We start from the raw sequence: 12,701 nt of genomic DNA on the forward strand, positions 1-12,701 counted from the left end.
TCTTATTCATTCAACAAAGCGATGCATTTATCGACTTCACGCACTAATTTTGACAATCGCAGCTTCGTCTCTTTTACGTCGCTGCCGTTAAGGCTGATTGCCGTAGCTGTTTTTAGGTTTGTATAGCTGACTTCCAATTCATCGTATTGAGCTTGTACCTTCTCGTTTTTCAGCTTTTCATTATCGAGAAGCTTCTTCAACTCGGCATTTTCACGCTTTAGTTCATCGTGTAAATAAATCAAATGCCGGAGTTGCGTTTCAAAGGAATTCAATAACTTTTTTTCTTCTTCTGTCATCACTACACCAAAATTGTACACAAAAATACGATTAACTCTGATATTACAAAAACTTTTTATGAGAAAATGTTCTTTTTAGCCTAAATTAGCCATGAACGGAGGGGAAAGTAGAGTATTGCATAGGAAGTAAGTGCCGACTGCTTTTATAATATAAGGTATATATAAGTATGTGTTCATAATTAGTCTATATAATAATTTAGGCACGGATTACACGGATTAACGCGGTTGCTTCGCGGCAATGACAACACTAAAGACCGTGTAATCCGTGTTATCCGTGCCTGAAAAAATAGAGATTGATTGGTAATCTCTCTATTTACAGCTCAAACCGGCTCTTTTCCCAGCATTTTGAACAATTTTTGTCCTTTATTGATTTGTCATTTTCCTTCTTTGCTGATAAATACCAGTATGTTTGCGTACCGAACTGACGGGCTCAAATTATAAACATAAACATTTGTATTATCTAACCATGAAAAAGTATTATTTACTATCTCTTGTGGCAGCTTCTTTGATGGGAGCAACTTGTATTCAATGTACTTCTCCGAAACAAAAAAGTGGTGAGAATGCTCTTCCGCAGAAGAGTGAATTGTTTGCAAAATTACCGGATTGTTGTCCGACTCCGGATGGAATGGCTATCGCTCCTAATGGAGATTTGATTCTGGCCTGTCCGAATTTTGCAGATATCACGCAGCCTGCTTGTCTGATGCGCATCACTAAAAATGGCGAGATTGCGAAATGGATGGATGTTCCGGTGTTGGAAGAAACCGGCTGGGCTTCTCCGATGGGGATTGCCTTTAATGAAGAGGGTGATCTGTTTATTTGCGACAATCAGGGTTGGAGCGGAGCAGAGAAAGCACAGAATAAAGGACGTGTTCTTCGTCTGAAGTTTGAAAACGACCAATTAAAGGAAACAATCACTGTGGCATCCGGTATGGAGCATCCTAACGGACTGCGTATCCGTAACGGGAAATTGTACGTCACCCAGAGTTCATTATCACAGATAAAAGATCCTTCGGGATTGTTGGTCAGCGGGGTATATTGCTTTGATATGAATGACCGTGATGTGGCAGTGACTAATACATTAGAAGATAAAAACCTTATTACCACCGTTATCACAAAGAACCCGGAAGTGCAATATGGACTGGATGGAATTGTTTTCAACGAAGCGGGCGACCTCTTTGTAGGGAACTTCGGTGATGGAGCTGTTCATCGCATAAAGATGGATGTGGAAGGGAATGTACTTAGTAATGATGTATGGGCGCAAGATACCACCCAGTTACGTACCACGGACGGAATGTGTATAGACGATAAAGGTAAAATCTGGGTAGCGGATTTCTCGGCAAATGCAGTTGCATGTATTGATAAAGACGGAAAAATTCAGCGTATTGCTCAAAGTCCTGACTGTGACGGAAGCGACGGAGGTCTGGATCAGCCGGGCGAACCTATCGTATGGAACGGACAGGTGATTGTATCTTGCTTCGACTTGGTGACCGGACCGGATAAGGTAAACACGAAACACGACAAGCCTTTCACACTGGCTAAGTTGTCTTTGGAATAAATAAACAACCCCGAACTACTATTATAAACCTAAAAAACACATTATCAATTATATGAAACAATATCTATCGACCTTTGCCGGCTCTGCTATCTGTGGCGGATTTGCATTTGGCATTTGGCCGGAACTTTGGAAGACATACGGTCTGATGGGAGGCTGGTTGGCAGCCACACTGATTATCGGCATTATGTGGTATATGAACCATTATCATGGAGCTATTCTGAATCCTCCGGGAAAAATATGGCTGGATCAGGGCTGGTGTATCGGTTCTGCCGGGATTGCCTGGGGAATTGTCCGCTTTCAAGGCGACATCACCAATTTCTTTTATGCAGTGCCTACCTTAATCTGTTGTCTGATAGGAGGTGCCTTGGCAGGAATATTAGTATGGAAAATCCGTTCGTGCGATTGTGCCCGGAAGATAAACTAAGGAGGAAAGAACAATGAGCGAATGGTTACAGACTTATAATGAATTCTTCGGCATGTATCATGCCGGAATCATCACATCTATTTTCGGAGCTTTTGCCGTCACCTTTACCGTGTTGATGAGTTGGCCTAAATTAGTAAAGGACTTTGGTCCGATAGGTGGATTTATGGCGGCCGCCCTTATTATCGGTACTTTTTGGATAGTCAATCACAAACTGCCCGGATTTGGTTTTTCCACCGGACTCTTAAATGATGCTGAAGGTCTGCCGATGCAATTCAGTTTGATTCATCAGGGAAATCGCGGCAGTGCTCCCTGGGTAGATATGGGATGGGCGATTGCGATGGGCTTCATTCTGGCCGATGTACTTTGCGCACCGAAAGGCACGCGTGGGGGACTAATGAAAGAAGCATTTCCCCGTTGGCTGGTGATTATCCTGGGCGGTATCGTCGGTGGTATTTTCGTCGGACTTACCGGATACACGAATGCGGCACTCTGAATTAATTAACTGAAAAGAAGAAAGAACATATATGTATATATTAGCACATGACTTGGGTACCAGCGGTAATAAAGCAACCTTATTCGACGAATCGGGATTGTTGATTGCTTCACGTACAGCCGCATACCCTACAGATTACGCTTCCGGCAACCGGGCGGAACAGAATCCGCTCCATTGGTGGAAAGCGATTGTAGATACCACGCAGGCACTTCTCCAACTGGTATCTCCCAATGATATTGCCGGTGTGGCACTTAGCGGACAAATGATGGGTTGTCTTTGTGTGGATAAAAACGGTCACCCGCTTCGTCCTCACATGCTTTATTGCGACCAGCGTTCGCAGGAAGAAGAGACTATTCTTTCCGAAAAGATAGACCCGCTTCATTTCTATGAAATCACGGGACACCGGATCAGCGCTTCCTATTCTATTGAGAAACTGATGTGGGTAAAGAAGCACGAACCGGAAATCTTTGCACAGACAGCCAAGATATTGAATGCCAAGGATTATATCAACTTCCGCCTCTGCGGCACTCTAGCCACAGATCCCTCGGATGCTTCGGGTACCAATGCATACGACCTGAACCGTTGGCAATGGAGTGAAGAAATCATAGAAGCTGCCGGACTCGATCTTTCCTTATTCCCGGAAGTCCGTTCGTCTATTGACGTGATCGGTGAAGTGACCAACGAAGTTGCCCGTGAAACAGGACTGCTTGCCGGAACACCCGTAATCTGTGGTGGAGGCGATGGTAGTTGTGCCGGAGTAGGCGTCGGCTGTGTGGCTCCGGGTAGCGCATACAACTATCTGGGGTCTTCCTCTTGGGTAGCTCTGACAGTAGAAAAGCCGATTGTAGACGAACAACGCCGCACCATGAATTGGGCGCACGTAGTGCCGGGCATGCTGCATCCGTCGGGAACGATGCAGGCGGCAGGCTCTTCCTACAACTGGATGATTAACCAACTCTGCCAGCACGAGCAGGCATTGGCTGCTCAACTCGGACGTAGCGTGTTCGAACTGATTGACGAACAGATCCTTTCCTCTCCGATAGGAGCCAATAAACTCCTATTCTTACCTTATATGCTTGGTGAACGTACTCCCCGTTGGAATGTAGATGCCAAAGGAGCATTTATCGGTCTGACGCTGGGGCATACACATGGCGATATGCTACGTGCTGTGATGGAGGGAATTACTCTCAATCTGGGATTTATTGTCAATATCTTCCGCAAACACGTTCCCATCGACCAGGTGACGGTGATTGGAGGATGTGCGCAAAACCCTGTATGGCGTCAGATGATGGCAGACATTTATCAGGCGGAAATCCGTGTACCTAATTATCTGGAAGAGGCTACTTCGATGGGAGCAGCTATTCTGGCAGGTATCGGTGCGGGAGTCTTTAAAGACTTCTCTGTGATAGACCGCTTTGTCCGTATCGAACAGACCGTGCAGCCGATTCAGGAAAACGTGAAGAAGTATGAGACTTGGATGCCTGTTTTTGATAAAGCTTATCACGCCTTGTGCGATATGTATACTGAAATTGCAAAAACTGAATTATAATCTGTATAAAACCTAATAATCGAATGAAAACAGTAATAGTGCCGGCTCCCGGCAAAATAGAAATACGACAGGTGGAAACTCCTGTTATCAATGCTTATCAGGCATTGGTGAAAACGGAAATGGTCGCTTTGTGTAATGCGACTGACAGTAAACTGATAGCCGGAAAATTCCCCGGAGTGGATACTTATCCATTGGCTTTGGGGCATGAAAATGCCGGAATTGTAGTGGCTGTCGGTGAAAAAGTACGTAACTTTAAGGTAGGCGACCGTGCTATTGGCGGTCTTATTTCCGATTTTGGCGCGCAAGGTATCAATAGCGGCTGGGGTGGTTTCAGCGAATATGTGGTAGTGAACGACTTTGAGGTACTGAAAGAAGAGGGACTGGCTACCCCCGAACAGGGATGCTGGGACAGTTTTGAGATTCAGAACACAGTTCCTTCTCATGTGCAACCGGAAGAAGCGGTCATTTCTTGTACCTGGCGCGAAGTGTTGGGAGCTTTCAAGGATTTCAATCTGACTCCGGGGAAAAAGGTGATTGTAGTAGGCTCCGGTCCTGTAGGATTGAGCTTTGTGAAGTTGGGTAAATTGTTCGGTCTGGGACAGATTGACATTGTCGATATGCTTCCCGCTAAACTGGAAGTAGCCCGCCGGATGGGAGCAGACAACGGATATACACCCGCCGAAATCAGTACTCCGGAATTTATTGCCGCGGCTAATCGCTCTTATGATGCTGTCATTGATGCGGTAGGACTGGATGTAGTCGTAAATTCCGTATTACCATTGGTGAAGATGGGTGGAGATGTGTGTGTCTATGGCGTTATGACTAAGAATCCAACCTTCGACTTGTCGAAAGCTCCTTATAACTTCGACCTGCACATGCATCAATGGCCTACCCGTTCCGAAGAAAAGGCGGCAATGACCACATTGGCACAATGGATTGAAGAGGGCAGACTTTCTGCATCCGACTTTATCACGCATCGCTTTGCGATAGAAGAAATAGAAGAAGCCTTTGCTGCCGTGAAGCGGGGTGAAGTATTGAAATGCGTATTGACTTTTTAAGAAACTGTATATTTATAATAACTTATTAAACGACTCAAAATAATGGAAAAGAAGAATATAAACGAAGTGATTGCAGAATTATCAGTAGAGCAGTTGGCAGGTATGATCGACCATACATTCCTGAAACCTTTCGGTGATGCATCACCTATTGAGAAACTTTGTGCGGAAGCCCGTCAGTATCAGTTTGCAATGGTAGCCATCAATCCTGCGGAAGTAGAAATTTGTGTGAAGTTGCTTGAAGGATCGGGAGTGCGTGTAGGAGCCGCTATCGGTTTTCCGTTGGGACAGAACACAGTAGAGTGCAAAGCATTTGAAACCCGTGATGCCATTGCCAAAGGTGCTACTGAAATAGATACAGTCATCAATGTTCGTGCTTTACAGAAAGGACAGATTGAAATTGTAAAGAAAGAGATTGAAGACATGGTTTCTATCTGCAAACCTGCCGGTGTGATCTGTAAAGTCATTCTTGAAACTTGTTATCTGACGGATGAAGAGAAAGAAACCGTATGTCGTATAGCTAAAGAAGCCGGAGTGGATTTTGTGAAAACCTCTACCGGATTTGGTACGGCAGGAGCAACGGTGCAGGATGTAGCATTGATGCGTCGTGTGGTAGGACCTACTATCGGAGTGAAAGCAGCAGGTGGTATTCGCGATCTGGATTCTGCGTTGGCATTGATTCAGGCGGGCGCTACCCGTATCGGTACATCAAGCGGTATTCAGATTATAGAATCCTATAAGGAACTGAAGAAAGGTTTGTAATCGTTCTCTTTTCAGGAAGGTAAATTTAAGGTAAATAAGAAGATAAAATGATAAGATCGAAATTAATGAAGCTGTTGAAGTGTGGGATGGCATGTTGTGTGTTCCTCTCCATCGTAGCATGGCAGACGAAAGACACTTCCCTTCAGCCTACCGATGCGAAAGGTTTTATCGTCGAGATTCAGAAGAAATACGCGGAAATTCAGGCGATAAAACAGAAAGGTAATCAGGAAGAAACAGACAACAAGATAAAAGCCGTGCACCGGAGATTGACGCGTGCCTATCCGGTCTATTACGATTGGTGGCTACAGGATGGAACAACGGGTGATGTAGACTGGTTTAACAAGAGTTTTAATCAGGAACTTTCCGTGCGTTTACAGAAGCTGAACATCAAAGCTGCCGTGACTAATGCTCCGGAAAGCATCGAATCAGCTTTCCTGTCTTATCTGAAAGCGTGTGAACAAAGACGTATCAAGCGTTTGGAAGCCTTCACTGCAGATAAACCGGAGATTGTTTTTACAAAGTACAGAACGTTGCGTCCCTCTTTCTTTGCTTATACCGAAGGAGTGTCGGATGCCCGTGCTGAATGCAACTACATTGCGGGCGGTGCGTTGGCGAAATTGAAGATGAATGGAATTTGGGCGGAAGTAGAAACCATGCTGACAGATGAAGAAGGAGTAGTGCGTGATCCGAATCTTCATTTTGATGGTCAGCATCTGCTTTTCTCCTGGAAGAAATCCCGCAAGGAAGACGACTTCCATCTGTATGAAATGGATTTAAAGACACGGGAAATCAAGCAGTTGACTTTCGGAAAAGGACATGCCGACATTGAAGGCATTTACTTGCCGGATGACAATATCCTGTTCAACTCTACCCGTTGCGGAAGTACGGTAGACTGCTGGTTTACAGAAGTCAGCAATATGTATCTCTGCGACAGGGAGGGGCGTTATATGCGTCAGGTCGGTTTCGACCAGGTGCATACGGTAACACCGACTTTGTTGGATGACGGTCGGGTGGTCTATACTCGCTGGGATTACAATGACCGCGGCCAGATATGGGCGCAGCCTTTGTTCCAAATGAATCCCGATGGAACAGGACAGGCTGAATATTACGGAATGAATAGCTGGTTTCCGACAACGGTGGCACAGATTCGTCAGATTCCCGGTACTCGTAAGTTGATGGGAGTTTTTATGGGGCACCATACTCCTCAACATGGCAAACTGGGTATCATAGATCCTGAAGCCGGACGTGATGAGAATGAAGGTGTTATGTTCGTAGCTCCGGTTCACAAACCGGAACCGGAACGTATTGACGGTTATGGAAAGTTTACCGACCAGTTCCAGCATCCTTTTCCATTGAGCGAGACGGAATTTTTAATATCGTATACTCCGTTGGGTTATTACGTCGGACATCCGATGGAATTTGGCGTTTATTGGATGAATGCGGACGGAGAACGTGAATTACTCGTATCCGATGCGCGTATATCCTGCAACCAGCCTGTGTTGGTCGCTCCCCGTAAACGTCCGTTCCGCCGTTCATCTTCGGTAGATTATACAAAGAATGAAGGCGTATATTATATGCAGAATATCTACGAGGGTAATGGATTGAAAGGTGTGAAACCGGGAACTATCAAACAGTTGCGTGTGGTGGAAATCCAGTTCCGTGCAGCAGGTGTAGGTGAAGTGAACGGTAATGATAAAGGTGGAGGAGCTATCATGAGTTCTCCGGTAGGAGTGGGCAATGCCGCCTGGGATGTGAAGAGAGTGTTGGGAGTGACGGAAGTATATCCTGACGGTTCCGCATTCTTTAAAGTTCCTGCACGCCGGCCGCTTTATTTCCAGGCATTGGACGAAAACGGGCGTGTAGTGCAAACAATGCGTAGTTGGTCTACTTTGCAGCCGAACGAAGTGCAGAGTTGTGTAGGATGCCACGAACATAAGAACACGGTTCCCGTAGCAGGGCATCCGGTATCTATGGCAATGGACAAAGGTGTCAAAGTATTGGCTCCGGAAGATGAGATGGGCGAACGCAATTTCAGTTACCTGAAAGAAATCCAACCTATCTGGGACAGACATTGTATCTCTTGTCACGATGGAGTGAAGCAACCGATGAGCCTGAAAGGTGAATTGAAGGTAATGGATAAACAAAGTAAAAGAAAATATACCGATTCTTATTTGAGCCTGACGCATGCCACTAAGAAAAAAGACGAAGGAGCATGGCGAGGCAACGCACACCATCCGGAAGTAAACTGGATCAGCGCTTTGTCCGAACCTACGTTGCTGCCGCCTTATTTTGCAGGTTCCAACAAGAGTAATCTGATTAAACGTCTGGAAAGCGGACATGGAGGAACCAAACTGACTCCTCAGGAAATACGAAAAGTAGCTCTCTGGATTGACTTGCTTGTGCCCTTTATCGGAGACTACCGTGAAGCGAACAACTGGTCGCAAAAGGATCTCGACTTCTATAACTATTACGATAAGAAGCGGGAAGCAGCCCGTGCGGAAGATCAGGAGAATATTCGTCAATACATTCAATCCCTTCAAACTAAACAAGAGAAAAAATGAAAAAGAAGATATTGATACCTGTTGGTATGGCTGCCATATTTCTTTGTGCGTCTTGGCAAGAAGCGGAAACGACGGTTTCACCGGACCGTTTGTTTCTGGCAGACAACGGGAAATCCTTGTTTGTAACAAACAGGGCAGGCTGTGAACTCATCAAGATGTCGTCCGACGGACAGAAAATGGAAAAGAAAGTCTCTTTCTCGTCCCCTGTCAATGCCATGACGCAGGATGCGAATGGTAAACTCTGGGTGGTATGTGACGGAAACTACGGTACCATGTACGAACTGGATGGAAAGAAACTTTCCGTACAATCCAAAACAAAAAGCGGAGCTACTCCTTCGGATATTCTGTATAATCCGTTGTCTAAATCTCTTTGGGTGACGCAGCGGTTCAACAACGAACTTTGGGAGATTGATCCGGCCACCCGTAAGGTGAAAACTAAAATAGCTGTCGGCCGCGAACCGGTGTCGATGGCTGCTTTTGCAGGTGATTCCTGTCTGCTGATTGCCAATAATCTGCCGGAAATGCCTTCTACGGCTTATCCGATTGCAGTACAGCTCGATATGGTAGATGTACTTTCGAAAAAGGTTTCAGGACGTGTTATGTTGCCGAACGGTTCTACGGATGTGAAGTCGGTAGCGGTGGATAAGAATCATACTTTTGCGTATGTCACTCATTTAATCTCCCGCTATCAGTTGCCTACCAATCAGCTGGATAGAGGATGGATGGCTACAAATACATTATCCATCATTGATTTGAAGGCAAGAAAGTGGCTCACTTCCGTCATCTTAGACACTCCACAGAAAGGAGCAGCCAATCCGTGGTCGGTAATTGTTACCCCGGATGATAAGCAGATCATAGTAGCTGCTGCCGGTAGTCAGGAATTGGTGCGTATCGATCGCATTGCTTTGCATGAACGTCTTGGCAAAGCGAAACAAGGGGAAATGGTTACTCCTTCCATGAAAGCGTGGGGCAATATACCTAATGATGCGGGATTCTTGTATGGCATCCGTGACTTCATTCCTACACAGGGAAAAGGGCCGCGTTCGGTCGTAGCTACGGGAGGTAAAATTTATACTGCCAACTATTATACGTCGGAATTGGTGTCTATGGATTTGAACGGTAAGAATGTGCAGAAGCAGATTTTGGGTGTTCCATTGGCATTCACTAAAGTTGGTAAGGGAGATATGTACTTCCATGATGCAACCATTTGTTTCCAGAACTGGCAAAGTTGTGCAACCTGTCATCCGAATGATGCACGCATGGACGGGCTTAACTGGGACTTGCTGAATGATGGCATGGGTAATCCGAAGAATACGAAAACACTCTTGCTTTCCCATCAGACTCCGCCTTGTATGGCGACCGGTATTCGTAAAAATGCCGAAGTAGCCGTTCGTTCGGGAGTGAAATATATCCTGTTTATGGAGGGAGATGATGAGATCTACGAATCTATCGACGAATATTTGAAATCTCTGAAGCCTCTGCCAAGCCCTTATCTTGAGAATGGTAAACTTTCTGCGAAAGCGAAAAGAGGAAAGAAGATATTTGGAGAAAACTGCGCGAGTTGCCATTCCGGAGAATACTATACGGATCAGAAGCAATATAAAGTGGATTGGACTACCGGATCTGATAAAGGACTGGCTATGGACGTTCCTGCTCTGAATGAATGTTGGCGTACGGCTCCTTATCTGTATGACGGTCGTAGCTATTCGATGAAAGATATGTTAAAGGTACACGGACCTCATAAGCCTGTTTCTGATAAAGAACTGGAAGAGTTGGAGGAATACGTATTGTCTTTGTAGTGAACTTCATTGATGATTTTAGGCACGGATTACACGGATTTCACGGTTTAAAAGCTGTACTATCATTGGATTCAGAAAATAAAATCCGCGTAATCCGTGTAATCCGTGCCTGAAAAATCTTTTATATAAAACTATTTTTGAATTTATATTTATGACAAGAATATATGTTGTGATTCTGACATTTCTGTTCTCTGCATCCCTGTTGGCACAGACCCGGACGTTTGCAGGAACAGATTATTCACAGGGAATCGTCTTTGTGATGGAAAACAATCAGATTGTATGGCAGCACAAAGCTCCCGATTCTAATGATTTATGGGTATTGCCTAATGGCAATATCCTTTTCACCACTGGGCACGGGGTACTCGAAATGACCCGTCAGAATGATACAATCTTCCATTACGAGTCTAAAAGTCCGGTTTTTGCCTGTCAGCGGTTGAAGAACGGCAATACGTTTGTGGGCGAATGTACCACGGGACGTATGCTGGAAATCTCTCCTAAAGGTAAGATTGTGAAAGAAGTCTGCATCCTGCCGGAGGGAGTGAAAGAGAAAGGTTTTGCGTTTATGCGTAATGCACGTCGCTTGGATAACGGGCATTTTCTGGTAGCACATTACGGACCGCAATGTGTGACGGAATATGACACGAACGGCAAAGAGGTGTGGAAACTGGATGTTCCCGGCGGACCACACTCTCTGACTCGTCTGCCCAACGGGCATACATTGATTGCCGTAGCAGATAAAGACCAGAATCCGAGAATTATCGAAGTAACGGCAGACGGAAAGACTGTTTGGGAATTATCGAATGCGGATATCCCTGGAAAACCGTTGAAGTTTCTGGGCGGTTTTCAGTATTTCTCCGACGGACGCATCCTGATAACGAACTGGACGGGACATGTGAATCCGAAAGAGAAAGTACACATGTTGTTGGTAGACCGTCAAAAGAAAGTGCTTTATTCTTTGGAGAATACTCCGGGATTGAAAACGATGTCATCTGTCTATAGCATGGACGTTCCGGCAGGTGTTACCTCCTATCATTAATAAGTATCGTTCATCAGAAAAAACATTGAAATTTGCAGTATGAAGTATCATCGAATCACATGTAATTTGTATAAAACGACAGGAAACAGTTGGGAACAGATGGCGGAGGAATTACTTTCATCCGCTGTCCGCGAAGAGAGGGTGCTCCGTCTTGTACTCTTTACACGCTGTACGGATAATCAGGAATACAAGTTTCAGCGTTCCTTTCTGGAACAATGGGTGGAGCGGCATTTCGTTTCTCCCCGTCCGGTGGTTTCGCTGGTGGCTCAAAAGCCTTTGGTAGCAGACTTGGTATTGGAGGTACATTCGTTGGTGGAGATTACGGATGAGGCAGTCACCATAGAGGAACAAATTAGTTCTTTCTCTGTCCGCTACCTGCGGATCATGACTCCTCACTATCGGGAAATAATAGTGGGGGGACTTTACGCGGATGATTTGAATCTGCCTGTTCGCGAACAATCGGAACAAGCTTTCAGGAAGGCAGAAGAGATCTTAAAGGCGGAACAGATGAATTTTGGCGACATTGTCCGTCAGTGGAATTATCTGGAAAATATCACGGATATTGCACATGGCAATCAGTGTTATCAGGATTTCAATGATGTGCGTACTCTGTTCTATGCTTCTTCGGAATGGGAATTGGGTTATCCGGCAGCAACGGGGATTGGCACACAGCATGGCGGCGTTCTGATTGATTTCAATGCTGTCAGTGGAGAAGTGAATATTGCTCCTTTAGATAACGACTGGCAACGGGCTGCTCATGTCTATTCGGATGAGGTGTTGATTAGCCATCGGGCGGATGGGAAGAAGGGAACTCCTAAATTTGAAAGAGGAAAGTCGCTGTCCGACCGTCGGCAGGAGGTGATTTATATTTCCGGCACAGCTGCTATCCGTGGCGAGGAAAGTGTAACGACCGGAGATGTTCTCTCTCAAACGGAAATCACTCTTGAAAATATCCAGCATTTGATCGGCTTGGAAGAGGGTAGGGAGAAACTACCGGAACATTCCGGTAAGTTGGGACTTCTTCGTGTATATCTCAAGAATGAAGAGGATGCGCCAGCTGTGAAAGCAGACTTGGATAAACTCTGCCCGGATATTCCTATCGTATATCTTTATGCGGATGTATGCAGAGAGGAATTGCTGGTAGAAATTGAAGGAATTGCTTATTTATAAC

The 12,701-nt window shown here is 45.4% G+C and carries 11 protein-coding genes; 10 read left to right on the forward strand and 1 reads right to left on the reverse strand.

Annotated elements, in window-relative coordinates; all coding sequences use genetic code 11:
• Positions 1-2: 2 nt before the first annotated feature.
• Positions 3-296, reverse strand: coding sequence for a hypothetical protein (locus AB3G73_RS23685; RefSeq protein ID WP_004301932.1), 294 nt, complete (start codon positions 294-296; stop codon positions 3-5).
• A 466-nt stretch (positions 297-762) separates the two neighbouring features.
• On the opposite strand from AB3G73_RS23685, the gene AB3G73_RS23690 reads away from it, so the two are divergent.
• The 10 genes from AB3G73_RS23690 to AB3G73_RS23735 all read left to right on the forward strand — a co-directional run bounded on the left by AB3G73_RS23690 (position 763) and on the right by AB3G73_RS23735 (position 12,700).
• Positions 763-1,851 carry an SMP-30/gluconolactonase/LRE family protein gene (locus AB3G73_RS23690; RefSeq protein ID WP_148364424.1) on the forward strand — a complete coding sequence of 363 codons (1,089 nt, stop codon included), beginning with the start codon at positions 763-765 and terminating at the stop codon, positions 1,849-1,851.
• 52 nt (positions 1,852-1,903) lie between these two features.
• A complete protein-coding gene (locus AB3G73_RS23695) occupies positions 1,904-2,275 on the forward strand; it encodes a hypothetical protein (RefSeq protein WP_004325051.1) in 372 nt (123 codons plus the stop codon).
• Positions 2,276-2,288: 13 nt separating this feature from the next.
• On the forward strand, positions 2,289-2,768 hold the full coding sequence (locus AB3G73_RS23700; protein WP_148364425.1) for a hypothetical protein: 480 nt from the start codon (positions 2,289-2,291) through the stop codon (positions 2,766-2,768).
• 31 nt (positions 2,769-2,799) lie between these two features.
• Positions 2,800-4,317, forward strand: a complete 1,518-nt coding sequence (xylB, locus tag AB3G73_RS23705; protein WP_367745710.1) for a xylulokinase — start codon at positions 2,800-2,802, stop codon at positions 4,315-4,317.
• A 23-nt stretch (positions 4,318-4,340) separates the two neighbouring features.
• Positions 4,341-5,375: a zinc-binding dehydrogenase gene (locus AB3G73_RS23710; RefSeq protein WP_367745711.1), complete on the forward strand. Its 1,035-nt coding sequence runs from the start codon at positions 4,341-4,343 to the stop codon at positions 5,373-5,375.
• Between the two features lie 42 nt (positions 5,376-5,417).
• Positions 5,418-6,134 (forward strand): deoxyribose-phosphate aldolase, encoded by a 717-nt coding sequence (deoC, locus tag AB3G73_RS23715; RefSeq protein WP_148364428.1) that lies wholly within the window; start codon positions 5,418-5,420, stop codon positions 6,132-6,134.
• Between the two features lie 47 nt (positions 6,135-6,181).
• Positions 6,182-8,695: a hypothetical protein gene (locus AB3G73_RS23720; RefSeq protein WP_259022475.1), complete on the forward strand. Its 2,514-nt coding sequence runs from the start codon at positions 6,182-6,184 to the stop codon at positions 8,693-8,695.
• A complete protein-coding gene (locus AB3G73_RS23725) occupies positions 8,692-10,494 on the forward strand; it encodes a c-type cytochrome (RefSeq protein WP_320995906.1) in 1,803 nt (600 codons plus the stop codon). The genes AB3G73_RS23720 and AB3G73_RS23725 overlap by 4 nt, the downstream gene beginning before the upstream one ends.
• 151 nt (positions 10,495-10,645) lie before the next feature.
• Positions 10,646-11,530, forward strand: a complete 885-nt coding sequence (locus tag AB3G73_RS23730) for an aryl-sulfate sulfotransferase (protein ID WP_148364431.1) — start codon at positions 10,646-10,648, stop codon at positions 11,528-11,530.
• A 39-nt stretch (positions 11,531-11,569) separates the two neighbouring features.
• Positions 11,570-12,700 carry a PTS cellobiose transporter subunit IIC gene (locus AB3G73_RS23735; protein ID WP_259022478.1) on the forward strand — a complete coding sequence of 377 codons (1,131 nt, stop codon included), beginning with the start codon at positions 11,570-11,572 and terminating at the stop codon, positions 12,698-12,700.
• Position 12,701: the final 1 nt, after the last annotated feature.

Source organism: Bacteroides sp. L008 (assembly GCF_040812255.1).
Taxonomy (GTDB): Bacteria; Bacteroidota; Bacteroidia; order Bacteroidales; family Bacteroidaceae; genus Bacteroides; species Bacteroides vicugnae.